This window comes from Massilia mucilaginosa, from assembly GCF_011682145.1.
Classification (GTDB): Bacteria; Pseudomonadota; Gammaproteobacteria; order Burkholderiales; family Burkholderiaceae_D; genus Telluria_A; species Telluria_A mucilaginosa.
Genome location: NZ_WHJH01000001.1, coordinates 231,486 through 256,443, shown reverse-complemented (window position 1 = coordinate 256,443; position 24,958 = coordinate 231,486). Strand labels below are relative to the sequence as shown.

The window sequence follows — 24,958 nt, the reverse complement described above, 5'->3', positions numbered from 1 at the left end:
GGTGACAGGTGATCGGTGATGCGGGATCGCGCCGCGATTGGCGGCGCGCCGGCCCGTGGACCGGCGCGTCGCCTGGCGCGTCGCGTAGCGCTTACGGGTGCGCCGCGATCACCTGCGCCACGGCCGCCGTCAGGCGCTTACCGTACGGCACATGCAGGAATTCGTTCGGACCGTGCGCATTGCTTTTAGGACCGAGTACGCCGCACACCATCATCTGCGCTTTCGGGAAGCTCTTTTGCAGCAAACCCATCAGCGGAATGGTGCCGCCTTCACCCAGATAGCCGACCGGCGTGCCGAAGTGGCTTTCGCTGGCGGCGTTGACCGCGTTCGACAGCCAAGGGCTCAGTTCCGGCGTGTTCCAGCCGCTGGCGCCGTACGAACCCGGCGTGCCATCGGGCACGAAGGTCACGCGCGCATTGTAGGGCGCGTTATCTTCGAGCAAGGTCTTGAGTTGCAGCGCGGCCGCGTTACCGTCGAGCAGGGGCGGAAGGCGCAGCGACAGCTTGAACGCGGAGTAGGGCCGCAGCACGTTGCCGGCATTGGCGAATTGCGGAAAACCTTCCGCGCCGACCACCGACAGGGTCGGGCGCCAGGTGCGGTTGAGGATCGCTTCGAGCGGGTCGGTCGTCACCGGCAGCACCGCGCCGCCGTCGGCGCCGCAGGCCCACGGCATGCGTTTGTAAACTTCTTCTTTCAGGATGGCGGCGGTCGCCTTGGCTTCCTCGATGCGCACGTGCGGAATTTCGCAATGGAAGGTTTCCGGCAGCAGGCGCCCGGTCTTGGCATCTTCCAGTCGGTCGAGCAGGTGGCGCAGGATGCGGAAACTCGACGGCACCACGCCGGAATGGGCGCCCGAGTGGATGCCTTCGGTCAGCACTTCGACCTTGAGCGTGCCCGAGACCATGCCGCGCAGCGAGGTGGTCAGCCACAGCTGGTCGTAGTTGCCCGCGCCCGAATCCAGACACACCACCAGCGACACCTGGCCCAGGCGCTCGCCCAGCATGTCGAGGTAGGGCGGCAGGTCGTAGGAGCCGCTTTCTTCGCAGGTTTCGATCAGGCCCACGCAGCGCGGGCGCGCAATGTTCTGGCGGTCGAGCGCCATGACGGCTGTCAGCGAGGCATACACCGCGTAGCCGTCGTCGGCCCCGCCGCGTCCGTACAGCTTGCCGTTTTCGTATTTGGGCGTCCATGGACCCAGGTCGCCGCGCCAGCCGTCGAATTCAGGCTGCTTGTCGAGGTGGCCGTAGATCAGGATGGTGTCGTTCGAGTCCGCCTTGGTGGCGGGGACTTCGAAGAAAATGACAGGCGAGCGGCCTGGCGCGCGCAGCACTTCGAGTTTCAGGCCGGGGATTTTCTTGCTCTTGATCCACTCCTCGGCATCGCGCACGACCCGGTCGAGATAGCCGTTGGCTTCCCAGTTGGCATCGAAAGCGGGACTTTTGGCCGGCACGGCGATGTAATTCACCAGGGCCGGAACGATTTCTTCATCCCATACGCGGTCGGCGTACGCCGCGAGTTCGCTTGGGGAGAGCTTGTCGCCGGTAGGCGACGTCACTGGATGGGTCATGGGATTCTCGCTTTGACTGAATATTGTATTTTACTGTAGCAGTTTGCTTCATGTTGCGCCGCTTGCCGCCGCCGGGTCCGCGCGGGTTTGCGTTCCTCATGTTGATTGACGCGTATGATCGCGCCAGCAGGCATGGATTGATAAACAGATCGCAATGGAGAACCAACATGACCGACGATGCGCACCATGACGCGAGCCGCTTGCGCGCCCTCGACCTGATTGCAGTATTCAAGGTAGGTGATTATCATGCCAGCCAAGCGCAGTTGCAAAAGTTCCTGCGCGATGCCTCAGCCGGGGACCTCGACGCGCTCGCCGACGACACGCTGCTGAGCTTGCCACGCGCCGCCGGAAACATCATCGATGAGGTGCTGTGCGTGATACCGGCGGCGGCCTTTGCCCGCCTGGCCGCACGCGCCCTGGACGCCCTCGAACAGCAACCGTCGCCTGCCATGCGCGAGATGTGCGACGAGGTATTGCAGGAGGCCAGCCTGCAGATCGGCCCGGCGCTGCAAACCCAGCTTGGCCGCCTGTTCGGCCTGGCGCCGAACCGCGGCTGGACGGCGGAGAACAGGCCCTGGCGTGCCGCGCAGGACGAGGACGTCGCGTTCCTGAATGAAAAACTGGTAGCGGGCGACCAGGAACAGCGCCGCAAGGCCTTCGAGTGTCTGTTCGAAACGCGCCGCCCCGGCGCCATGGCGATCGCGGCGGTCGCCCATCCCGCGTTGGCGCTGCCGTACCCGCTCCATCTCTACCTGCGCGGGGTCGACCACGATGGACCCGGGCTGCCGCTGTATGGCGCGCCCTGCGCACATCTGATTTTTCCTGAAAACTACATGTACGGTGGCAGCGCCGATCCCGCACCGGGCGCGCAGCACCCCAGCTGGACCTTGCCCGGCGACGGACCGCTGCATCGCTTCGGCGGTGCCGGCAGCGCCGCCTGCGGGCTGTGCACCGGCCAGTTGCATCATCTGGTAACGCTGCCGGAGCGCACGATGTTTGGCGCCACGGCGTCAGGCGCGGCCACGCTGTCGCTGGAAGTGTGCTTGTCGTGCCTTGGCTGGGAGCGCGACAAGCTGTTCTACCGCCACGGCGACGACGGCCTGCCGAGCCCGCTCGACCATGGCGCGGTGACGCCGCAATTCCCCGCCAATGCACTGGCCCCGACCGAGGTGCGGCTGGTGCCCACGCCGGCGCGCTGGACCTGGCAGCAGTGGGGGCGCGGAAACCTGCACCGGGTCGGCGGCGCTCCGGTCTGGATCCAGTCGCCCGATTATCCCGATTGCCCCACGTGCGCCCGGACCATGCATTTTGCCATGCAGCTCGACTCGGAGTTGCCGACGACGGACGAGGACGAATGCTGGTTGTGGGGCAGCGGCGGGATTGGCTATGTCTTCCAGTGCCAGCCTTGCCGGACCATCGGCTACCTGTGGCAGTGCACCTGAAGCGCAGCGCCGATGGCCGATTCCGGCGTATTATCCAACTGGCAAGCAAGGTAGTACTTCACACCCCACCAAGGAGAAAAGCATGGCTGGAAAGAAGATTTTGTTTCTGACGGGCGATTTTGCGGAAGATTACGAAACCATGGTGCCGTTCCAGGCGCTGCAGATGGTGGGGCACACGGTGCACGCCGTCTGTCCCGGCAAGCAGGCCGGCGACAAGATCAAGACCGCCATCCACGATTTCGAAGGCGACCAGACCTACACCGAAAAGCCGGGCCATCTGTTCGCGCTCAACGCCAGCTTCGATGACGCCGACGTGGGCAATTACGACGCCCTGATGATCGCCGGCGGGCGCGCCCCCGAATACCTGCGCCTGAACGAGCGGGTGATCGAACTGGTGCGCCAGTTCGCGCAGGCCAGCAAGCCGATCGCCGCCGTGTGCCATGGGGCGCAATTGCTGGCCGCCGCCGACGTGATTCGAGGCAAGCGCATTTCGGCCTATCCCGCCTGCTCGCCGGAAGTGCGCATGGCCGGCGGCGAGTATGCGCAGATCGAGGTCGATCAGGCTGTAACCGACGGCAATTTCGTCACGGCGCCCGCGTGGCCCGCGCATCCGCAGTGGCTGGCCCAGTTCCTGGTATTGCTGGGCACGGAAATCAAGCTGTAAGCGCTGGCGCTGGCGCCGGCGGCGATCGGGTGGGATCGATCCACCCGCGCCGCTGCAGATGGCAGACGCTGCTGCACAGCAGCGCCGGCATCAGCAGGTTGATGAACGGAATGAGCATCAGCACGCACAGGATCAGGCCCAGCATGGTGATGGCGGGGCGCTGGGCGTGCATCAGCGCGCGCCGCTGCTCCTGGTCCAGCACGCCCTCGGCGGCCAGAAAGTACATCAGCCCCACGTTAAATTCGAGCACAAAGCGCACCACCACGTACAGCGACCACACGGGAACGAGCAGGGACAGCAGGAGCTTGAGCATCGTGCGCGCCGATTGCCATGCGCCGCGGCGCGCCAGCGCGGGCAAGGGCCTCGGCTGCCAGCCGGTATAGCGGGTGTGGGCCAGCCGCTGGGCGCGCCGCAGGAACAGCCAGCGCAGGGGCAGGCAGACCGTGGTCAGGTTGGCGAATGCGAACAGCAGCACGTAAAAGAAGCCCGCCAGCACCAGTGCGACAAGGAGCAACTGCAGGACCGGTCCGAGTTCCATGACCGACTTCGCGATGTCGGCCAGCAGACGCACCAGGTCGGCCACGATATCCGCGTAGCCCTTGCCGGGCGGGCCGCCAGCGCCACCCATGCCAAGCCCGCCGTCCATCAGGCTCAGCCCGCCGGACATCGCGAACAGACTGGCGCGGCCTGCCAGCTTGAGGACAAGGTCGTTGTAGTGGTAAAACAGCCAGAGCCACGCAAATGTCGGCACCGGGCACCACAGCGCCGCGCGCCACCACAGGCCGGCGTGGCGCGCATCGCGCAGGGCCATTCCCAGGCAGGCAATCGCTTCGCGGAACGCAGCCGTCCAGCGTTGATACGCCTGTTTCCACATAAATGATTGGCTTAAGTAAAGAAACAGCGAGTATAGGTCATGCGCGCCGAGGCCTGGCCTGGCCCGGCCCGGCCAGCTCAGGCTTTAGAAGGTGAACGATTTGACCAGCGTCAGTTCGCCGATACTGCGCATCGGCAGCACGAACTCTTCGCGTTTTTCGCGCGGGGTGTTTTCGTTGTACACCAGGGTCACGCGCGCGGTGATCATTTCCATCTGGCGCTTCGATTCGTCGAAGTGATAGCCGTTCGCGCCCAGCTTGCCCCAGTAATTGATGTACACATGATAGTTGCCGCGCAACGGCGCGGTCATGGTGTACATCTCGGGACCGGGGCCGTCCACGCTGTCGACGTCCAGGCCGCCGCCGTTGGTCAGCACCGGGTGGCCGAAGTACGCATGCTGGCCGTCGGGCGTGACGATGTGCAGGTCGATCTCGGCTTCGGTGTCGTCCCAGGCGCAGATCACGCGCAGGCCGGGCAGGGGGCGGCCCGCGTTGGTTTCGTAGAACTGCACGCGCCGCAGCGACTTGCCCTGCGGCGATTTGACTTCGACGCTGTTCGAGCCGGCGCCGAACAGGTAGGGGCGCGCGTAGTGGCCCTGCTCGTCGGTCATCAGGCGCAGCGGATTGCCGTTGACCACCAGCTGGTGCGGCGCGCGCTTGCCGCCGGCCGCCGCGATGCGTCCCTTGATCATGCCGCGCTTGCTCTGGGCGCCGCGGTCGATCGGCGAATTCGGGTAGGCCACGGTGGCTTGCTCGCTCTTGTCGACCAGGCCCGAGCGGTTCCATCCGCCGGCCGGCGAGGCAATCTCGGTGGCCAGTGCGGGCGCTGCGGCCAGGGCCAGCACCGGCAAAAACCAGGTAATGTTCATATTGTTCTCCACAGTGCGGGTGATTGTAACTGCTCGCCGCCAAAACGTCAGGAAGTGCTGCGCACGCTCGACAGGGCCAGGTACGCGGAGACCAACTACACGATCACACAGGGAACCTTGATCAGCATCGATGGGCATAGCGGCTCGGTGCCGCTGCGCAGCGCGAACGATAACAAGGATCACACGGTGTGGATCGACCGCATTCAGCGTATCGACGAGAGCCGATCCGGTTCCGGCGCACTCGGACCGGCGAATACGGACGGCTTGCGCAAGGTCGGCGCCGACTGGTATCGCGGTAACACCAGGCTGCAAGCGGCGAGAGGCCATCGCCAGGCGATGGCCTCGGCCCGGTTTAGCGCGGGGCCCCGGCCGGAATCGCGGCAGTGCCGAATTCATCCGCGCCCAGATCGATCACGCCTTCGCTGCGCGCCTGGCCGTTGATATCGGCCACGCCGTTGACCGCAATCGCGCCGGACGGAAAGTAGCGCGCCCACAGCGGCGAGCTCCAGTTCGTCAATGCCGCCGCCACGGCGCCGGCATTGACTGCGGGCGAGGCCGCCTGCAGCCTGAGGTTGCCGGTCGCCGGCGCCACGAACTTCGGATCGGCAATCACCTTCGTGCCGGGCAGCGATGAAGCTTCCGTGCTGGTTCCCCACCAGATATTCTTGCCCCACACGTTGTTGCTGTGGCCGCTGCCGGAGATTTCATACGCTTCTTCCGCGCTGTTTTCGCCGAAGAAGATGTTATTGCTGAAGCGGCTGTCGGTCACCTTGTACTGGAACAGCAGTTCGGTGCCCCAGCCCTGGTTCTTGTAGAAGGAATTATTGTGCACCTGAATGCGGCGCGAGGCGCCCGCCGAGGTGGAATAACCGCCCAGCGACAAGCCCGCTTCGCGGTTGTTGAAGACGACGTTATTCATCATCAGGATATCTTCGGTGGCCTTGCCCTTGTGCTCGCTGGCGAACTCGAAGCCGATATCATTGCCCGTCGAAATATTGCGGTCGAAAATGATGTTCCGGCCGCCATCGACATAAAACCCGCCCGCCGAACCGACCTTGGCGTACCAGGGGTTGCTCTTGCTCGAATTGTTCCTGGCCGTGTTGCCGCGCACGATGCCGTTGCGGACCCGGTCGTTTTCGCCGCAGCCGCCGCATTCGCCTTCGTAACCGATGAAGTCGAAGCCGATGTTGTTATTGTCGTGCACATTGTTCGACAACACTTCGAAACGGTCCACGTTGCCGTTGATCACCAGCGCTTCGCTGGCCTGCAGCACATTCTGGTACACCTCGTTACCCTGCACCAGCAGATCGGTGATGCCGCTCGCGTGCGTGCCGAACACGGCCAGCCCGTGCGCGCCGACCGCGCACGGCTCCCTGCAGGTGCTGGTGTGCTTGATGTTGTGAATCTTGTTGTTGACGATCTGAATGTTCGAGCCCTTGCCTTCGACCAGGATGCCGACCGGCGTACTCGCGCCGCCGGTGATGAAGTTGGCGACGTCGAAGCCTTCCACGCGCACGTAGTTCGAATTGGTAATCGTGATCAAGCCTTCGCGGTCGCTCGGCACCAGCCCGGTTCCGCTGAGGATCGCGCCGGCGTCGCCCTTGACGGTGATGAAGTTGCCCGCGCTGCCGTTCTTGTCGGCCAGCTTCACTTTTTGCGTGTAGGTACCGGCCAGCACGCGCACGGTGTCGCCGGCGATCGCCGTGTTCACCGCGTTCTGGATCGACTGGCCGGGACCGACGGTAATGGTGGCGGCGCTGGCCGCGCCGGTGTGGCCGATCATCGCCAGGCAACTCAGTTGTAGTACAACGCGATGTGTACGCTTCATCAGGCATTCTCCAGGTTGGAACCGTTAAGTGGGGGGCGATCGCAGCCGGACTTGCCGGTTCGTCATGCAATCTGCGCTCATCATATTCCCGCCGATTCGAATGAACAGAGACGTTTCGTTTTCTTACGTTTATGATTTCAGGAATTTCTTTTTCTTCCGGGAATGGATGGAATGGCGTGGGAAACGCCCGGCGCCGGGCCAGCAGAAAGAGTGCCGTCTGAATGCCGCCGCCACGACCCCGCCGCCTGTTACGCCGGTGCGTGTTCGGCTATGACCTCGGCCACCCGCTGCGCGATCGCCTGCGCCAGCAGATGCACATGGAAGCCGTCGACGAAGCCGTGATGCGCCTGCACTGAAAACGGCAGCGTCATCGTCGCCCCCGCCGGCGCGCTGAATCTGCCCCAGGCGAGCGAGGGAATGTCGCTGTCGCGGTGGCGGAAAATTGGGTGCTCGATCGCGCGCATGTCGAACCACGGCATGCAGGTGATGAACACATTCTCCCTCATCTGGCGCGGCGTCAGGTCGGCGTGGGTATTGATCAGGACGCGGCTCGCTGTCGCTTCCTGGGCGGCGCGCACGCTGCGGGCGGTGAATTCGCGCAGGTCCGCGCTGCGTGCGAAACGTGCGAAGTTCAGATTGTTATCGCCGTTAATCACGGTGAACGAGCCGATAAAATCGTCGATCTTGATCACTTCATCTTCATGGATGCGATACATGAAATTGTCGATCGTTTCAATCGCCGACAGCACGCAATACAGGAAGAAATGAAATGGCGAAAGCTGGCGCTGCTTGCAGAACGGCCGGAACTCGGGCAGTTCCAGCGTCAGGCTGATATTGACGAGGGGGTTGTCGAATTGGCGGAAGGCGTCATAGCGGTCGCGCCGCAGTTCAAAATTTTTCATGCGCGCAGTTTAACCGATGGCGGCCAGCGCCACCGGTCCACGGCCCGCTTTGCCGCAGCCCGGTATCGACGCTCCATCCCGCCAAATGCACGGCCTGTCGCATGATTGCCGCGCCGTTGCGGGCGCCGGCGTACTCTGCGTACTCATCCTGCGTTGCAGGCAGTCTCAATCACCGTATCCCCGATCCCGGAGTTTCCCATGCTGTTTCGACGCATTGCAGTTATCGCCGCATTGACCCTTGCCAGCGCGGCCAGCGCCCTGGCCGCCCCGGACCAGCTCGACGCCATCGTCAAGGCAGCCATGGCCGGCAGCAAGGTGCCTGCGGTCGGCGCCGTGATCATGCGCGACGGCGCCATCGCCGCGCAAACGGTGCGGGGCAGGCGGCGCAACGACCAGCCGCAGCGCGCCGGGGCCGACGATGTCTGGCTGATCGGCTCGACCGGCAAGGTCATGACCGTGGCCATGATCGCGCGCCTGGCCGAGCGCGGTGTGCTGGCCTGGGACGCGCCGCTCGACAAGCTGCTGCCCGAGCTGGCCGCCGGCATGCTGCCCGAGTACCGCCAGGTCACGCTGCTGCAACTGCTGTCGCACCGCTCCGGCCTGCCGCGCGACCTGCTCGATCTCAAGGGCGCCGAACACTTCTTCAGCGACACCGGTCCGACCGGACCGCAGCGCCTGGCCTACATTGCCGCGGCGCTCAAGGACAAGCCCGAGGTCGCGCCCGGCACCGCTTTCGCCTACAGCAATACCGGCTTCCTGATCGCCGCCGCGATCGCCGAAAAAGCCACCGGCGAGAGCTACGAAGCGCTGATGCGCAAGGAAGTGTTCGCGCCGCTGGCGATGCGGCGCGTCGGTTTCGGCAACACGGGCGACGGCCAGAACCGCGGCCACCAGCGCGGCAAGCCGATGCTTGACATGGTCAAGTTCGACGACGGCGCCCCGGCCATGTTCGCGCCGGCGGGATTTCTGCACATGAGCCTGGCCGACTGGGCACGCTTCAATCTCGACCAGCTGGCCGGCAGCCAGGGCAAGGGCAAGCTGCTGACGCCCGCATCCTACAAGCTGATGCAGACCGCGCAACCGGGCAGTCCGGCCGGCCTGGACTGGGGCGTGCAAGCCTCGGTTGCGGGGCGTGCGGGGCCGGCGCTGGTGCACCAGGGTTCGGACGGCAACTGGCTCGCCATCGCGGTGCTGTTTCCGGAGCAGGGCAGCGGCGCGCTGGTGGTCGCCAACGCCGCGGAAGACATGGGGGCTGACAAGGTCCTGAACGGCATCTTCGGCAAGCTGTTCCCGCAGCTCAGCCCGGCCAAGAAGACGCCCTGATTGCCCCCACCACCGCCGGTGTCAGGTCTGACATTCAGACACGGCCTCGACAGTTCCCACCGCCGGTGTCAGGTCTGACATTCAGACACGGCCTCGACAGTTCCGATGGTACATTGATGGCGTCGGATCTGATACGGGGTGGTTTACAGCAGAGCCCGTGTCCGAATGTCAGACCTGACACCAGAGGGGGACAGCAGAGCTTGTGTCCGAATGTCAGACCTGACACCGGGGTGGGTGGTAACGGGGGTGATGCCGGGGACTGGCGCCGGGCGCTGCGCCGTCAGGGCACGCGACTGGCGCTGTCGGCGCGCAGGTCGACGGTGTCGGTGTGGCCGAATCCCTGGGTGTAGTCGAGCAGGGATACGGTCAGCGGCGTGATCCGCACGAACAGCATGCCCGGCCACGGCAGCGCACTGGTATCGGCCACCACCTGCGCAAACGCGGGAAACTTCCGCAGCAGGGCCGCCGCCGCCCGCTGCGCTTCGACCGGCTCGTGGATCAGCTCGGCCACCGCGTCGACCGACATGCCGCGGATCTCGTTCCAGGTGCGGTACGGCGCGTTGATCGTCAGCGCCACGCGCGGATGGGTGCGCAGCTCGTGCGCCTTGTGGCTGTCGAGCGCAATGGCGACATACAGCACCAGGCCGTCCGCGGCGAAGCTGACCGTGGAGGCGTGCGGGGTGCCGTCGGCGCGGATCGATGCCAGGGTCAGGTCGGCCGCGCTGGAAAGGATGTGGCTGGCAAGCGCTTGCTGTGCAGGGGGGAGGCGGTTCATGAGGATTCCTTTCAGTCAATCGTGAAGGCAATCCCGTCGCGCCGCTGGCATGCCAACACATGCCTAAACCGCACACATTGCCGCCGGGCGGGCGTCCGGGTGCCCGTCCGAGCCTAGCACATCGCATCCCAACGACGTGTACCATACGCCTGCGCAATAAAGTGTTGCATTCCCGATCTTATCGAGGGTAACTTAATTTTTCCTGCGCCAAAACCAATAAGCGTCCATACTGCGTTACGCCCAGTTGTAAAGGTGCACATACCCACTACTTACTTGGCCCTTTGATGGAAACCAGCGACGCGATGCGGCAAAAACTGATCGACGAGGTGCTTGCCGCGCCGCCGGACGGCGATGGCGCCGCCAACCAGGCGGCCTTGCACGCCTGGGAGCGCCTGTCCAGGCACCTCAGTCCCCTGATCGGGGAAGCCGCGCTGTGCGCCATGGTCGCGCGCGCACGCCACGTGACCGTTCCCGGCATGCCCCCCAACCCGGCCAGCCGCGATCTGCGTTCGAGCGCGCAGTTGCTCGAACGCCTTGCCGGCGAACTGGCCGCGATGGATGCGCAGGCGGCCGACACCTTCAACCGGGCACTGCTCCAGAGTTTTACCAGACTGCTGTCGGGCCTGATAGGCGAGGCCCTCACGGTCCGCCTGATGAATACAGCATGGGCCCAGCGGTCCGGCGGAAAGAGTACATGAACCTGAAAGTGCAGCTGGGCCTCCAGCCGACCGGCGTGCCCGGGCTCGATACCTTGCTCGGCGGCGGCCTGAGCGAGTTTTCCTTTAACGTCATCGCCGGCGCGCCGGGGAGCGGCAAAACCACGCTGGCGCACCAGATCATGTTCGCGCTGGCCGGCCCGCACAAAAAAGCCCTGTTCTTCACCGTGCTCGGCGAGCCGCCCCTGAAAATGCTGCGCTACCAGCAACAGTACCAGTTTTTCGATATCGACAAGGTCGACGACAGCATCCGCTATGTCAACCTGGCCGACGATTTGCGCGCCGGCGACTTCAGCGGCGTGCTCGAACGCATCACGCGCGAAGTCGAAGCGTTTTCGCCCGGCCTGGTGTTCGTCGATTCCTTCCGCTCGGTGGTGCAGATGGCGAAGAACGGCAACGAGGGCGTGAGCGACCTCCAGTATTTCATCCAGGAACTCGGCACCCGCATGACCAGCTGGCAAGCGACCACCTTCCTGATCGGCGAATACGCCAACGCCGAAATCGAGGCCAATCCGATCATGACGGTGGCCGACGGCATGCTGTCATTGACGAACGATGTGGTCGGCAATTCCTCGGTGCGCAAGATGCGCGTGGTCAAGATGCGCGGCCAGGCCCATTTGCTCGGTGCGCACACCTTCCGCATCGACGCGCAAGGCTTGACGATCTATCCGCGCATGCTGCCGCCGCTGGCCGTGCCCCCGATCCGCGCCAGCGTGCTGGCCCGGATCGCCATGGGCAGCGCCGAACTCGACGCCATGCTCGGCGGCGGCCTGCCGCGCGGGCACGCGGCGATGGTGGTCGGCCCCTCCGGCTCGGGCAAGACCATCCTCGGCACGGCGTTCCTGGCCGAGGGCGCGCGCCAGGGCGAACGCGGCGTGATCGCCTGCTTCCAGAAAGACGCGGCGCACTTGCGCAACGCCGAACTCGATACCCTGATCCGCAACAACGACGTGATCCTGGTCCAGAGCCGCTCGCTCGACCTGTCGGTCGAGGAAGTGCTCGACGACCTGATCGTCGCCGTCGAGCGCAGCGGCGCCACGCGCGTCGTGATCGATTCGCTGTCCGAGGTCAGCCTGTACCTGGCGCCCGAGTTCCAGAGTGACTACCGGTCCTCAGTGTTCCGCCTCCTGGCCGGACTGGCGCGCCTCGGCGTGACGGTGGTGGTGACCATGGGCCTGGACGACCGCTTCACCGAGCTGCGTTTCAGCCAGGCCGACACCGGCTTCCTGGCCGACGCCATCGTCGCCATGCGCTACGTGGAGCTGGACGGCACCCTGGCCAAGGTGATCACGGTGGTCAAGGTGCGCGGCAGCGCGCACAGCACCGACCTGCGCCGCTACACGATCGACGCCGGCGGCCTGCGCATCGAACCGCGCGCCTTGCCCTACACCGGGCTGTTGTCCGGGTGCGCGGCTGCCATCCTGCCGCCCGCTTAGGGAGACGCCATGGCGATTGACGACAGTAGCGCAGGATCGCCGGCCTTGACGCCAACCGTTGAGGCGGCGCCGCGGGACGACTGCGCCGACCCCGCCACCTTGCGCGCCATGCTGGCGCAACTGTCCGGCGAGGTGGCCGCCCTGCGCGCCGCCGCCGCAGTGCAGGCGACCCAGGGTGATGAGCTGCGCGAAGCGAACGGCAACCTGGTGCTGGCCACGCTCGAGGCGCGCGCCCTGCGCGACGCGGCCGAGGACGCGCACCGGCGCCAGAACGAATTTCTGGCCATGCTGGCGCACGAGCTGCGCAATCCGCTCGCGCCCATCAGCCTGGCCAACGCCATGCTGGTGCGCCTGCCCGAGCCGTCCATCGAGCTGCTGAACCTGCACGCGATCATCCACCGCCAGGTCTTGCACCTGACCCGCCTGCTGGACGACCTGCTGGACGCGGCGCGCATCAGCAGCGGCAAGATTTCGCTGCTGCGCAATCCGACCCCGCTGGTCGAGTTGCTGCGCCGTTCGGTGCAGACGGTCCAGGTGCGCCTGCTCGAGCGCGACCAGCAGGTGCAGCTCGACCTGCCGGAAGAATTGATCGTCGATGGCGACGCGGTGCGCCTGGCGCAGGTGTTCGCCAACCTGCTGGTCAACGCCTCCAAGTACACCGGCGACCATGGCCTGATCCGCGTGGCCGCGCGCGCCCACGACGGCTTCGCCCTGGTCACCGTGAGCGACAACGGCGCCGGCATGGATGCGAGCGTGCTGGCCAGCGTGTTCGACCTGTTCACCCAGGGACCGCGCGCGCTGGCGCGGGCCGAAGGCGGGCTCGGGGTCGGCCTGAATGTGGTACGCAACATCGTCGAGCTGCATGGCGGCAAGGTGACCGGCAGCAGCGATGGCCTGGGCCTGGGCAGCGTCTTCACCGTCACCCTGCCGCTGGCGGCCGGCGCCTCGGTGGTGGACGTGTTGCCGGCCCCGACTGCGGTGGCCGCCAGCCGCCGCATCCTGCTGGTCGAAGACAATCTGGACGCCAACGAAACGCTCACCCGCCTGCTGCTGGGCGAGGGCCACCTGATGACCTCGGTCTACGACGGGGTGTCCGGACTGGCGCAGGCGCGCGCCCGCGCCTACGACGTGCTGATCTGCGATATCGGCTTGCCCGGGCTGGACGGCTACCAGCTGATCACGCAATTGCGCAAGACCTCGGGCGCGCATATTCCGTTCGCCATCGCCATTTCCGGCTACGGACAGGTGGAAGACCGCACGCGCGCCATCGCGGCCGGCTTCGGCCAGTACCTGGTCAAGCCGCTCGACGCCGACGCCTTGCTGGCGCTGGTGGCGTCGAGCGCCGTCACCCGTTTCATCGCCGCCGCTGCGCGCCCGGGCTAGGGCGGCGCGCCATCACACGTCTGCGCGGCTTCGCCGCAACCTTGCTGAGCCGGGTTTTGCGCTCATCGTTGTCACTCAAGGTTTTCATCATGTTTACTTCCCACTCCGCCTGGCCGCGCCATTTGCCGCTCGTCGGCTTCGCCCTGGCCCTGCTGTCCCTGTATGCGGCAGGCGCGCTGGCGCTGGCCAGTCCCACCGGCGCGGTCGCGCCGGGCCTGATCTTCGGCGCCGCCGTGCCACTGACCCTGCTGTGCGCATGGCTGTGCAGCCGGCCCACGCGCGTGATCCAGCGCGTGCTCAAGCGTCCTCCCGACAGCGGGCGCGCGCTGGTGCAGCGCCTGATCAAGTCGGAAGCGCTGCAGGACGCGATTTTCAACAGCGCCAATTTTTCCAGCATCGCCACCGACGCCCAGGGCGTGATTCAGATCTTCAACGTCGGCGCCGAGCGCATGCTGGGCTATGCGGCGGCCGATGTGGTCGATCTGATCACCCCGGCCGCGTTTTCCGATCCGCAGGAAGTGATCGCGCGCGCCGCCGCCCTGAGCACCGAGCTCGATACGCCGATCGCGCCCGGCTTCGAAGCGCTGGTGTTCAAGGCCTCGCGCGGCATCGAAGATATTTATGAGCTGACCTACATCTGCAAGAACGGCAACCGCCAGCCGGCGGTGGTGTCGGTCACGGCCCTGCGCGACGCCGGCGGCACCATCATCGGCTACTTGCTGATCGGCACCGACAATACGGCGCGCAAGAATGCCGAGCAAGCGCTGGTGCGGGCCGGGGCCTTGCAGGCCGCCATTTTCAACAGCGCCAATTTTTCCAGCATCGCCACCGATGCGCGCGGCGTGATCCAGATTTTCAACGTCGGCGCCGAAAAGATGCTCGGTTATGCCGCCGCCGACGTGGTCGACCGCATCACCCCGGCCGACATTTCCGAGCCGGATGAAGTGGTGGCGCGCGCCGCAAGCCTCAGCGACGAGCTCGACACCCCGATCGCTCCCGGTTTCGAAGCGCTGGTGTTCAAGGCCTCGCGCGGGATCGAAGACATCTACGAGCTGACCTATATCCGCAAGGACGGCAGCCGCTTCCCGGCGGTGGTGTCGGTGACGGCCCTGCGCGACGCCGACGGCGCCATCATCGGCTACCTGCTGATCGGCACCGACAACACCGCGCGCAAGCGGGTCGAGGCGGAACAGGCCGTGCTCGACCAGAGCCTGCGCGACCAGCAGTTCTACACGCGCTCGCTGATCGAATCGAATATCGACGCCCTGATGACGACCGATCCGCACGGCATCATCAGCGATGTGAACCACCAGATGGAAGCACTGACCGGCTGCACCCGCGATGAACTGATCGGTGCGCCGTTCAAGAATTACTTTACCGATTCGGCGCGCGCCGAGGCCGGCATCAAGCGGGTGCTGGCGGCCGGCAAGGTCACCAATTACGAGCTGACCGCGCGCGCCCGCGACGGCAAGCAAACCGTGGTCTCGTACAACGCCACCACCTTCTACGACCGCGACCGCAAGCTGCGCGGCGTGTTCGCCGCCGCGCGCGACGTCACCGAGCGCCAGCAGTTCGAGCAAACCCTGCAAGCGAACAATGTCGAGCTGGTAGCGGCCCGCGCCGTCGCCGAAAAGGCCAACCTGGCCAAGTCGGAATTCCTGTCGAGCATGAGCCACGAACTGCGCACGCCGCTCAACGGCGTGCTCGGCTTTGCCCAGCTGATGGCCTCGGACGACCCGCCGCCCACCCTCAAGCAGCAGCGCTCGATCAACCAGATCCTCAAGGGCGGCTGGTATTTGCTGCGCCTGATCAATGAAATCCTCGACCTGGCCCAGATCGAGTCGGGCAAGGTATCGATTTCGACCGAGCCGATGTCGCTGACCGAAGTGCTCGACGATTGCAACGAGCTGGTCGGGCCGCAGGCGAACGCGCGCGGCATCTTCCTGCTGTTTCCCACGCCCGGCACGCCGTTCTATATCCACGCCGACCGGGTGCGCGTCAAGCAGGTGCTGATCAACCTGCTGTCGAACGCGATCAAGTACAACAGTGCCGAAGGTTCCGTGCATGTGGCCTGCTCCTCGCGCCCGGGCGGCATGGTGCGGGTGGCCGTGACCGATACCGGTGCCGGACTGGGGCGCGAGCAAGTGGCGCAATTGTTCCAGCCGTTCAACCGGCTGGGCCAGGAAAACGGGGTGGAGGAGGGCACCGGCATCGGCCTGGTGGTGACCAAGCAACTGGTCGAATTGATGGGCGGCACGATCGGGGTCGAGAGCGAGCCCGGACGCGGATCGCGCTTCTGGGTCGAGTTCGCGTCCTGCGCGGCGCCGCTCCAGCCGGCGCCGCTGTCGGCGGCCGACGCGGCCGCACTGGCGCGCGCGCGCCCGGCGCCCGGCGCGGCCCAGCACACCTTGCTGTACGTGGAAGACAATCCCGCCAACCTGCTGCTGGTCGAGCAACTGATGGACCGGCGCCCGGAGTTCAAGCTGCTCACCGCCATCGACGCCCATCTGGGCATCGCCCTGGCGCGCGCCTACCGGCCCTCGGTGATCCTGATGGACATCAATCTGCCCACCCTGAGCGGTTTCGGCGCCCTGCGCATGCTGCGCGGCTACGAAGAAACGGCGCACATACCGGTGCTGGCGCTGTCGGCCAACGCCATGCCGCGCGATATCGCACGCGGCCTGGAGGCGGGATTTTTCCGCTACCTGACCAAGCCGATCCAGATCACCGAGTTCTTGGAGGCGCTCGACCTGGCCTTGCTGCAGGCGCAGGAGCGCGGGCACGATCCGCTGCCGAGCGCCATTCCCTGAGCTGCCCGGCTGATCGACTTTCGCAGCGATCGCCGCTGCGCATGAGGGCGATCCGTTGAATAAAGTCAACACGCATGGCGTTTTGGCGGCATACTTCGGGGAGCCAGCTTCGGCCCGACGAAAGGACGCCATGGCGAACCAGGACAGCATCACAGGATCGCACCCACCAAGCAACGACGATCTCGCCGCCGAGGTGGCCGCCCTGCGCCTGCTGCTGGCCGAGCGCGACGCCGAACTGGCGCGCCTGCGCGCCGAGGCCGGACAGGCCAGGGAGCGCCGCAGCGACTTCCTGGGCATGCTGGCGCACGAACTGCGCAATCCGCTGGCGCCGATCAGCCTGGCCAATACCATGCTGGCCAAGCTGCCCGAGCCCTCGTCCGGACTGCTCAACCTGCACGCCGTGATCCATCGCCAGCTTCAGAACCTGACCCGCCTGCTTGACGAACTGCTCGACGCGGCCAGCATCGACAGCGGCCAGCTGGTGCTGGCGCGCGTGCCGGTGGAGCTGGGCGCGGTGCTGCGGCGCGCCCTGCACACGGTGCAGGTGCGCATCCTGGAACGCCACCAGCACTTGCACATGGACTTGCCCGAAGACTTGTCGGTGCATGGCGACCCGGCGCGCCTGGCGCAGGTGTTCGCCAACCTGCTGGCCAACGCTTCCAGGTACACCGCCGACGGCGGCACCATCCGGGTGGCGGCGCACGCCCACGAGGGGCGGGCGCTGCTCACGGTGGCCGACAACGGCGCCGGCATGAACCAGGATGAACTGGCCGGCATGTTCGACCTGTTTACCCGCGGCACCCGCGCCACGGTCCGGGCTGAAGGCGGGCTGGGCGTCGGCCTGAACGTGGTGCGCAATATCGTCGAGCTGCATGACGGCAAGGTGATCGGCGCCAGCGACGGCCCCGGCCGCGGCAGCGTGTTCACCGTCTCGCTGCCGCTGCTGGTCAGCGACGGCGCCCAGGCCGCGCTGGCGCCGGGAGCCTTGCCGCCAAGCCGGCGCATCTTGCTGGTCGAAGACAACCTGGATGCCAACGATACCCTCGGCCAGCTGCTGCTGGACGAGGGCCACAAGGTCACGGCCGCCTATGACGGCATCGCCGGGCTGGCGCTGGCGCGCACCCAGGTATTCGACGTGCTGATCTGCGACATCAACCTGCCGGGCCTCAACGGTTATGAGCTGATCACCCAGCTGCGGCGCACGGCCGGCGCGCATATTCCGTTCGCCATCGCCATTTCGGGTTACGGCCAGATGGAAGACCGCACACGCGCCATCGGCGCCGGCTTCGGCCAGTACGTGCTCAAGCCGATCGACATCGACGCCTTGCTGGCGCTGGTGGCATCGAGCGCGGTGACGCGCTTCATCGCCGCCGCCGCTGTCGGCAGTGGCCGTTAGTTCTTCGCTTGTTCTTCGCTAGTTTTTAGCCGCGGGCCCCGGCGCGCAGCAGCTGCGCGAAGCTTTCTTCGCTGGTCGCCTGCGAAAACAGGAAGCCCTGGGCGTAATCGCAGCCGGCCTGGCGCAGCCAGTCGCGCTGCGCGCTGGTTTCGACGCCCTCGGCGATCACCTTCAGCCCCAGCTTGTGCGCCATTGCAATGATGGTTTCGGCAAAGATCTGGCTGTTCGGGTTGGTGGTGAGCATGTCTTTCACGAAGGACTGGTCGATTTTCAGGAAATCGACCTTGAACTTGTTCAGGTAGGCCATCGACGAGTAGCCGATGCCGAAGTCGTCGATGGTCAGCTGCACGCCCGCCTGTTGCAGCCGGGCCAGCTTGTCGCGCACGCCGGGTGAATCGTCGAGCAGCACGCCTTCGGTGATTTCGACGGCGATGCGCGGCCCGGCGCGGCCCAGCAGGACCAGGTCTTCATCCCAGGTGTTTTTCACCAGCCGGCTCATGAACTCGACCGGCGACTTGTTCACGCTGATCTGGAACGGGGTGCCGGTCAGCTCGCCCAGGCGCACCGCGCACGGCACCGCCTGCGACAGCACCCAGGCATCGATTTCGCCGATCAGGCCGGCCTCTTCGGCGATGCCGATGAAGCGCTCGGGAAGCACCAGCGAACCGTCCGGGTGGCGCCAGCGCACCAGCGCCTCGGCCTTGACGATCGCCTCGGTGGCCAGCTCGACGATGGGCTGGTAGTACACCAGCAGTTCGCTGCGCGCCAGCGCCTGGCGCAATTCGTCGATCACTTTCAGCCTGGCCCAGGCCGAATCGCGGATGGCGGGCGTGAAGTAGGCGAAGCGGTTGCGGCCCGCATGCTTGGCCACGAACATGGCCTGGTCGGCATTGCGCAGCAGCTCGTCCGGGTGGCGCCCGTCCTGCGGGCACAGGCTGATGCCGATGCTGCCCGACACCGTCACCGTCTTGCCGAGGATGCAGAAGGGGCGCGCCAGCTCGGCCAGGATTTCGCACACCAGCACCTCGACAAAGGCGACCTTGTTGACCTCGTTGAGGATCACCGTGAATTCGTCGCCGCCGATGCGCGCCACAGTGTCGGTGGCGCGCACGCAGGCCTGCAGGCGGCGCGCGCATTGCTGCAGCAGCAGATCGCCCGCATCGTGGCCGAGGCGGTCGTTGACTTCCTTGAAACCGTCGAGGTCGATGAACAGCAGCGCCAGCGCGAACTCGGTGCGCGCCGCGTGGCGCACGTCGTGTTCGAGGCGCTCGCGGAACAGGGTGCGGTTCGGCAGGCCGGTCAGGCTGTCGTAGTAGGCATTGCGCAAGATCATCGCTTCCGACTCTTTTAGTTCCGAAATATTGCGCGCCGTGCCGGTCAGCGAATCGACGCTGCCGTCGGCGGCGATCACGGGCATGATGGCGTAGCGGTAGGTGTGCGCCGTGCCGTCGGCGGCGACGCAGCGCAGTTCGCCCCGGCCGACGGCGCGCGTCTCGGCCACGGCGCGCAGGTCGCGCCTGAGCTGGGCGGCGTGCGCGGGGCAGAAGTCGGCCAGGCGATGCTCGCAGACCGACTCGGACGGGGTGCCGAGCAGGCGCGCCAGCGCTTCGTTGCCGTACAGAATATCGCCGTTTGCATTGACAATGAAATGCAGGTCGGGGGTGGCCGAGAGCAGGGTGTCGAAGCGGTGCGTGATGTGTTCCTTTTCGATGAAATAGGCTTGCAGCGACTCGCTCAGGGCCTGGTCGACGGCTTCGTTGAAGCGCACCAGGTCTTCGCTGGCGAGGACGGCCCCGTCGTCGCCGCGGTCGGCCCACAGGCGCATCACGCTGGCGCGCAAGGCGCGAAATTCGGCCACGGTGTCGTTGGCGGTGAAACCGGCGCCGAGGCGCTCGGTGCCGTGCAGCTCGGCCTCGGTGTCGGCCGCGGTCGGCGGCGCCCGCCCGCGCGCCTTGTCGGCCTGTTCGGACGGCGACTGCGGCTGGTCGAGGTCGTCCGCGATGGCGTTCAGGATGCCGGCCGCATGGTCGCGCAGGCGTTCGGGCTGCATGTGGCGCGCGGCGGGAATGCTGCGCGCAAACGCATCCCAGTGGTGCAGGATGGCTGGCAGGTTGGAGCGGATAAAATGCGCGATGCGCGCGTGGTGGTTGTCGGCTGGCATGTTCGATGGGAAATCGCAGTGGATCCAGAAGGCTTTGACAAATGTGCCGCAAAAAAGTTCCGAAATAGGGCATTATTTTTTGCGGTGCCGGCGGCCTCGTCTGCTTGAGCGGATCGTGCGACGAGCGCCGCCGGCGGCGCTATCGTCGGAATCGTCGCGCTGTCCCCGGCGTCCAACTTTTCCGAGGAGAAAACCATGAAACCGCTGCGCAAGACGGCCCGGCTGGCTTTGCTCGTCACCATGCTCGGCTGCCAATTCCTTCCCGCACAGGCGCAGGGCGGCATGGCGCCCGCCGCCGCTACCGGGCAGCGCATCGCGCCCACCCCGGCCAGCCTGATGCTGGCGGTGCGCTACTGGAGCGAAGCGGCGCTGCGCGCCAATGCGCTCGACCATACCCCGCCGCCGCCCGGGTCGGCGCGCCCCTATCACGAGCAGTACGGCCCGGCGCGCTCCAGCCGCGCGCTGGCGATCTACCACCTGGCCCTGTTCGAAGCGCTCAACGCCGTGCTGCGCAGCTATCCCAGCTACACCGGCATGGCCGAGGCGCCCTTGGACAGTTCGGCCGACGCCGCGCTGGCCACGGCGGCGCGCGATACGCTGCAGGCGCTGTACCCCGGCCAGGCGCGCGCCGCCGAGCAAACCTACCAGCGCGACATGCTGCGGGTCGGCCCCGGCCGCGCGCGCGACAACGGGGTCGAGACCGGCCGCCGCGCCGCCGCCGCCGTGCTGGTCATGCACGCCCCGCGCAGCGGCCCGGAGGACCTGGTCGTCGGCGTCAGCTTTTTCCCGAGCAATGAGCCGGGGAAATGGCGTCCCGATCCGGTGAGCCGCGATTCGCGCGCGCTGGGCGCCGCCTGGCACCCGGCGATGCCGTTCGTGCTGCCCTCGCACGAGTTGTTCCGCCCGCCGCCACCGCCGCCCCTGGCCAGCGCGGCCTACGCCGCCGCCTTCGAGGACGTGCGCCGGCTCGGCGGCGACGGCGTGCGCACGCCGACCCAGCGCACGGCCGCGCAAACCGTGTCCGGCATTTACTGGTCGTACGAGGGCACGCCGCTGATCGGCGCCGCGCCGCGCCTGTACAACCAGATCGCGCTGCACATCGGTTCGCGCCGCGGCCTGTCCGGCATGCAGATGGCGCGCATGCTGGCGCTGGTCAACGTGGCGATGGCCGATACCTGCCTGGTGGTGTGGAAGGCCAAATACGCCGAACAGTTCTGGCGCCCGGTGACGGGCATACGCGACGCCTCGCCCGGCACCAGCCCGAGCGGCCTGGGCGACGGCAACCCCGCCACCCGCGCCGATCCGCACTGGACCCCGCTGGGCGCGCAGGCCAGCAACACCAGCGAGCCGGATTTCACGCCGCCGTTTCCTTCCTATCCGTCCGGCCACGCCAGCTTCGGCAGCGCGCTGTTCCAGACCCTGCGGCGCTTCTACGGGACCGATGCGATCGCGTTTTCCTTCGTCTCCGACGAGTTCAACGGTTTTACGCGCGACAACAACGGCAGCGTGCGTCCGCGCCTGGTGCGTGGCTACGCCTCGCTCTCGCAGGCCGAATACGACAACGGCCGCAGCCGCATTTACCTCGGCGTGCACTGGGACTTCGACCGCAGCGCCGGCCACCAGGTCGGGCGCCGGGTGGCCGACTACGTGTTCCAGCGCGGCCTGCTCAGGCCGGCCCCGTGACGCGCGCTTCGGAAAGGATGGCCAGCATGACGACCTTGGACTGGTTCGACAGCATCGACCGCCTGCGCCAGCGCGCGGGCAACGCGCTCGACCTGGCAGGCTTCGGCCCGCTGCCGACGCCCTCGCGCGTGGTGTTCGGCGCGCCCGGCCTGCGGCTGCGCTGCTACGGTGCCGGAACGGGGCGCCGTCCGCCGCTGCTGATCGTGCCGGCGCCGATCAAGCGCTGGTACATCTGGGACCTGGCGCCCGAGCGCAGCGTGGTGCGCCAGGCGCTGGCGCGCGGCTTCGGCGTGTATCTGATCGAATGGACCGATCCGCCCGGCGGCGCCGCCATGCCCGGGCTGGCCGACTACGCGGGACCGATGATCGACGCCTGCGTCAGGGTGATCCAGCATCTGAGCGCCTGCGTGCAGGTGTCCCTGTTCGGCCATTCGCTGGGCGGGATCCTGGCCGCGCTGCACGGCGCCTGGCGGCCCGAACATGTGGCGGCGCTGGCCCTGTTCGACGCGCCCATCAACTTCGACGGCATGGCGCCCGTATTGCGGCGCGTGCTTGCCAACATTCTGCTGGCCGCCTTGCCATCCGAGCCCGGCCGGCCGCTGGCCGGCTCGCTCCTGAGCGCCATCTTCGCCAACGCCGCACCGGGCGCTTTCTACCTTGCGCCGGCGGTCGACGCGGCCGCCAGCGCGCCGTTTCCCGGGCTGCTCGCGACCCATCTGCGGGTGCAGCGCTGGACCCTCGACGAATTGCCGATGGCGCGTGCGCTGTTCGACGAATCGGTCGGGCTGCTGTTCGCGCAAAACAGCTTCATGCGCGGCGACCTGGTATTGAACGGCAAGCGCCTCGATCCGGGCCAGGTGCGCGCGCCGCTGCTGAGCTTGTACCGGCCGCTGAGCGCGCTGGCGCCGCCCGATACCGTGCTCGGCTTTCACGACGCCGCCGGCAGCGCCCACAAGGTGCTGCTGCCCTACCTGGGCGATGTGGGCGTGGCGATCGGGCATGTCGGCCCGCTGGTGGGCAGCAGCGCCCATGTGCTGGTGTGGCCGCGCGTGTTCGGCTGGCTCGACCAGCTTGCCGGGACGGCGCCGGCGCGCCCGCGCGGCAGGATGCCGGGGCACCCGCTCGCGGGCCTGTCGATCATCGTGTAGCGCGTGGTTCATGGCGGGCATGGCGGCGTGTAGCTCAGCAGGGCTTCGAGACGCAGGTCGTCGCGCAAGAACAAAGCCTGGTCGGGATGGCCGCCGACCAGGGCGCGCCAGCCGATATACACACCGTAGGCGCGCTCGCGCCGGTAACATGCTTCGGCGCCACTCTTGCGGCGCGACTCGGCCATGAATTGCGCGATCTGGGCGGCGCAGTGAGCGGTGATCGCCGCATACGAATAGGGCGGCGGCAAAGCGGTAGGTACGGGTGTCATGGTAGCCCGGCGGCTCCTTGAAAAGGTGCGTGGACCGCGGCGGAAGCGCACGCTGGATCAGGTGGAGAAGATGACGCGGTTATCGTTTTGGACAGCGTATCGCGGGCCGGGTTCCCGCAATGCGCGCTGGCGCTGGACGACGCGTGCGCGCCCTTGCGCCAGTTTCTGCTACGATATTGCATGTACTCCAAGATTGCCGATGACGAACGCGTCAATTTCAGCGACCGGCTCAAGTCCGCGCTGCTGGCCTCTAAGCTGCCGATCCAGGCGGGGCCGTTCGCGCGCGCCTTTAACCTGCGCGCCGCTGGCTCGGCCGTGACGCCCCATGCGGCGCGCAAATGGCTGGCCGGCGAGGCCATTCCAACCCATGAAAAAATCCTGATCCTGGCCAGCTGGCTCGGCGTGCACGCGGCCTGGCTGCGCTACGGCGACGCCGAAAACGCCGAGCTGCCGGTGCCGACGATTCCGGAAGCGCTGCTCGCGACCGCCGACCTGGCCCTGCTCAAGGACATCCTGTCGCTGCCCGCGTCCACGCAGCAGCTGGTGCGCGAGATCGTCGACGCCTTCCTGCGCGATCAGCGCGGCGCCACCCTGCGCTCCGACAAACGGGGTGCGCGGCAGTAGCCGGGCCGCCTCAGCTTTCGCGCCAGTTTTCCCAGTGGCGCGCCAGCGCGGCATTGCGCCCGGCGACGAATTCACCCTTGCCGACCTGGACCAGGGCGGTGGTAAAGCCGCCATCGGCGCTCACCACCTGCACGAACGGCGCCATTTCGGCTGCGTGCGAGGTGGCGTTGTCGACGACGAGCACGCCGTGCGGGCGCAGGATGCGCTTGAGGTCGGCCCACCAGCCCGGATAGGCGGGCCGCTCCGAATCGAGGAACACCAGGTCGCAGGCGCCGTCGGGTGTGTCCGCCAGCACCTGGCCGGCGTCGCCTTCGCGCTGGGTGATGACGTGGCTCAGGCCCGCCGCCGCAAAATTCTGGCGCGCCATCGCCACCTTGTCGGGCGCCATCTCGATGGTGGTGACCTTGCCGCCGCTGGCGGCCACGGCATCGGCCAGCCACAGCGTCGAATAGCCGTTCGAGGTGCCCACTTCCAGGATGTCGCGGGCGTCCAGCGAGGCGATCACATGGGCCAGGAATTCGCCGGTGCCGCGCGTGATGTTGAGCATGCGGCGCGCGCGCGCCTCATGGGCGGCGTCGTTCGCCAGTCCGAATTGTTCGATCTCGCTTAACAGTGCTTGCAGTGCCGTGTTCATCTTGACAATCCTGACTGGTTGATAACCCGGAAATTATCCCATTCTTGCCCGCCGCCGCGTTGGCCGGGGTGCGCTTGAGCGTGGCCTTGCGGCGGCAAGCGAAGTTTGCCGGCACCCGCATCGTGGCCTTCACCGCCTGGGGCGACCCCTGGATGCGCGAGCGTACCCGGCAAGCCGGTTTCGATACCCATATCGTCAAACCGGCCGCGCTGGAACGATCATCCTGGCCCTCGCCGGCGGCACTGACATGCCGGAATGACGGCACATGGGCGTCCCGACCTGATCGTGCGCCATGGGCAAGGTTTGCCGCAGGACGACGACGTGCGCGCCGTGACCTTGCCGGTGCTGGAAGACATCCGCAAGGACGTCGCGCAGAGCCGCTGAGGCATTCGCCCGCCGCTTACCCGCTTGCCCGCTGACACGCCGCGGTCATATTCCGGATATATGATCGACAAC

General features: G+C 66.7%; 21 protein-coding genes. 12 read left to right on the top strand and 9 right to left on the bottom strand.

The genetic code is table 11. The features are described from left to right. Window positions 1–91: 91 nt before the first annotated feature. Window positions 92–1,567, bottom strand: coding sequence for a M20 family metallopeptidase (locus F2P45_RS01085; RefSeq protein WP_166869929.1), 1,476 nt, complete (start codon window positions 1,565–1,567; stop codon window positions 92–94). A gap of 167 nt (window positions 1,568–1,734) precedes the next feature. On the opposite strand from F2P45_RS01085, the gene F2P45_RS01080 reads away from it, so the two are divergent. Both F2P45_RS01080 and F2P45_RS01075 read left to right on the top strand, forming a co-directional pair. Further along, on the top strand, window positions 1,735–3,009 hold the full coding sequence (locus F2P45_RS01080) for a hypothetical protein (protein WP_166869928.1): 1,275 nt from the start codon (window positions 1,735–1,737) through the stop codon (window positions 3,007–3,009). Between the two features lie 82 nt (window positions 3,010–3,091). Next, window positions 3,092–3,673, top strand: a complete 582-nt coding sequence (locus F2P45_RS01075; protein ID WP_166869927.1) for a DJ-1/PfpI family protein — start codon at window positions 3,092–3,094, stop codon at window positions 3,671–3,673. Here the strand turns inward: F2P45_RS01075 and F2P45_RS01070 are convergent. The 4 genes from F2P45_RS01070 to F2P45_RS01055 all read right to left on the bottom strand — a co-directional run bounded on the left by F2P45_RS01070 (window position 3,663) and on the right by F2P45_RS01055 (window position 8,144). Next, on the bottom strand, window positions 3,663–4,547 hold the full coding sequence (locus F2P45_RS01070) for a hypothetical protein (protein WP_166869926.1): 885 nt from the start codon (window positions 4,545–4,547) through the stop codon (window positions 3,663–3,665). The two genes, F2P45_RS01075 and F2P45_RS01070, sit on opposite strands and share 11 nt — an antisense overlap. 84 nt (window positions 4,548–4,631) lie before the next feature. Continuing rightward, a complete protein-coding gene (locus F2P45_RS01065; RefSeq protein WP_166869925.1) occupies window positions 4,632–5,414 on the bottom strand; it encodes a YfaP family protein in 783 nt (260 codons plus the stop codon). 352 nt (window positions 5,415–5,766) lie between these two features. Further along, window positions 5,767–7,242, bottom strand: a complete 1,476-nt coding sequence (locus tag F2P45_RS01060; RefSeq protein ID WP_166869924.1) for a right-handed parallel beta-helix repeat-containing protein — start codon at window positions 7,240–7,242, stop codon at window positions 5,767–5,769. Window positions 7,243–7,490: 248 nt separating this feature from the next. Continuing rightward, window positions 7,491–8,144: a CatA-like O-acetyltransferase gene (locus F2P45_RS01055; RefSeq protein ID WP_166869923.1), complete on the bottom strand. Its 654-nt coding sequence runs from the start codon at window positions 8,142–8,144 to the stop codon at window positions 7,491–7,493. A gap of 198 nt (window positions 8,145–8,342) precedes the next feature. On the opposite strand from F2P45_RS01055, the gene F2P45_RS01050 reads away from it, so the two are divergent. Then, the gene (locus tag F2P45_RS01050; protein ID WP_166869922.1) at window positions 8,343–9,467 is read left to right on the top strand and encodes a serine hydrolase domain-containing protein; all 1,125 of its coding nucleotides are present in this window, start codon (window positions 8,343–8,345) and stop codon (window positions 9,465–9,467) included. A 280-nt stretch (window positions 9,468–9,747) separates the two neighbouring features. Here F2P45_RS01050 and F2P45_RS01045 read toward each other — a convergent pair whose 3' ends face one another. Continuing rightward, window positions 9,748–10,242, bottom strand: coding sequence for a pyridoxamine 5'-phosphate oxidase family protein (locus tag F2P45_RS01045; protein WP_166869921.1), 495 nt, complete (start codon window positions 10,240–10,242; stop codon window positions 9,748–9,750). A 284-nt stretch (window positions 10,243–10,526) separates the two neighbouring features. On the opposite strand from F2P45_RS01045, the gene F2P45_RS01040 reads away from it, so the two are divergent. From F2P45_RS01040 to F2P45_RS01020, 5 genes are all read left to right on the top strand, one after another. Further along, a complete protein-coding gene (locus F2P45_RS01040; RefSeq protein ID WP_166869920.1) occupies window positions 10,527–10,940 on the top strand; it encodes a hypothetical protein in 414 nt (137 codons plus the stop codon). Beyond that, entirely contained in the window at window positions 10,937–12,394 is a 1,458-nt protein-coding gene (locus F2P45_RS01035; RefSeq protein ID WP_166869919.1) for an ATPase domain-containing protein, read from the top strand. The genes F2P45_RS01040 and F2P45_RS01035 overlap by 4 nt, the downstream gene beginning before the upstream one ends. Window positions 12,395–12,439: 45 nt before the next feature. Further along, on the top strand, window positions 12,440–13,777 hold the full coding sequence (locus F2P45_RS01030) for a hybrid sensor histidine kinase/response regulator (RefSeq protein WP_166869918.1): 1,338 nt from the start codon (window positions 12,440–12,442) through the stop codon (window positions 13,775–13,777). An 89-nt stretch (window positions 13,778–13,866) separates the two neighbouring features. Next, a complete protein-coding gene (locus F2P45_RS01025) occupies window positions 13,867–16,587 on the top strand; it encodes a PAS domain-containing hybrid sensor histidine kinase/response regulator (protein WP_166869917.1) in 2,721 nt (906 codons plus the stop codon). 130 nt (window positions 16,588–16,717) lie between these two features. Continuing rightward, on the top strand, window positions 16,718–17,983 hold the full coding sequence (locus tag F2P45_RS01020) for a hybrid sensor histidine kinase/response regulator (protein ID WP_166869916.1): 1,266 nt from the start codon (window positions 16,718–16,720) through the stop codon (window positions 17,981–17,983). A gap of 25 nt (window positions 17,984–18,008) precedes the next feature. Here F2P45_RS01020 and F2P45_RS01015 read toward each other — a convergent pair whose 3' ends face one another. Continuing rightward, window positions 18,009–20,144, bottom strand: coding sequence for a putative bifunctional diguanylate cyclase/phosphodiesterase (locus F2P45_RS01015; RefSeq protein ID WP_166869915.1), 2,136 nt, complete (start codon window positions 20,142–20,144; stop codon window positions 18,009–18,011). 195 nt (window positions 20,145–20,339) lie between these two features. Between F2P45_RS01015 and F2P45_RS01010 the strand changes: the two genes are divergently transcribed. Continuing rightward, window positions 20,340–21,827, top strand: a complete 1,488-nt coding sequence (locus F2P45_RS01010) for a vanadium-dependent haloperoxidase (protein WP_166869914.1) — start codon at window positions 20,340–20,342, stop codon at window positions 21,825–21,827. Between the two features lie 26 nt (window positions 21,828–21,853). Next, on the top strand, window positions 21,854–22,975 hold the full coding sequence (locus F2P45_RS01005) for a polyhydroxyalkanoate synthase family protein (protein ID WP_166869913.1): 1,122 nt from the start codon (window positions 21,854–21,856) through the stop codon (window positions 22,973–22,975). Between the two features lie 8 nt (window positions 22,976–22,983). Here F2P45_RS01005 and F2P45_RS01000 read toward each other — a convergent pair whose 3' ends face one another. Further along, window positions 22,984–23,244 carry a hypothetical protein gene (locus tag F2P45_RS01000; RefSeq protein ID WP_166869912.1) on the bottom strand — a complete coding sequence of 87 codons (261 nt, stop codon included), beginning with the start codon at window positions 23,242–23,244 and terminating at the stop codon, window positions 22,984–22,986. A 180-nt stretch (window positions 23,245–23,424) separates the two neighbouring features. On the opposite strand from F2P45_RS01000, the gene F2P45_RS00995 reads away from it, so the two are divergent. Continuing rightward, window positions 23,425–23,868 (top strand): hypothetical protein, encoded by a 444-nt coding sequence (locus F2P45_RS00995; protein WP_166869911.1) that lies wholly within the window; start codon window positions 23,425–23,427, stop codon window positions 23,866–23,868. 10 nt (window positions 23,869–23,878) lie between these two features. Here the strand turns inward: F2P45_RS00995 and F2P45_RS00990 are convergent, their stop codons facing one another. Beyond that, window positions 23,879–24,502: an O-methyltransferase gene (locus F2P45_RS00990; RefSeq protein WP_166869910.1), complete on the bottom strand. Its 624-nt coding sequence runs from the start codon at window positions 24,500–24,502 to the stop codon at window positions 23,879–23,881. 255 nt (window positions 24,503–24,757) lie between these two features. Between F2P45_RS00990 and F2P45_RS36695 the strand changes: the two genes are divergently transcribed. After that, the gene (locus F2P45_RS36695) at window positions 24,758–24,886 is read left to right on the top strand and encodes a hypothetical protein (RefSeq protein ID WP_267877326.1); all 129 of its coding nucleotides are present in this window, start codon (window positions 24,758–24,760) and stop codon (window positions 24,884–24,886) included. The last annotated feature ends 72 nt before the right edge of the window (window positions 24,887–24,958 follow it).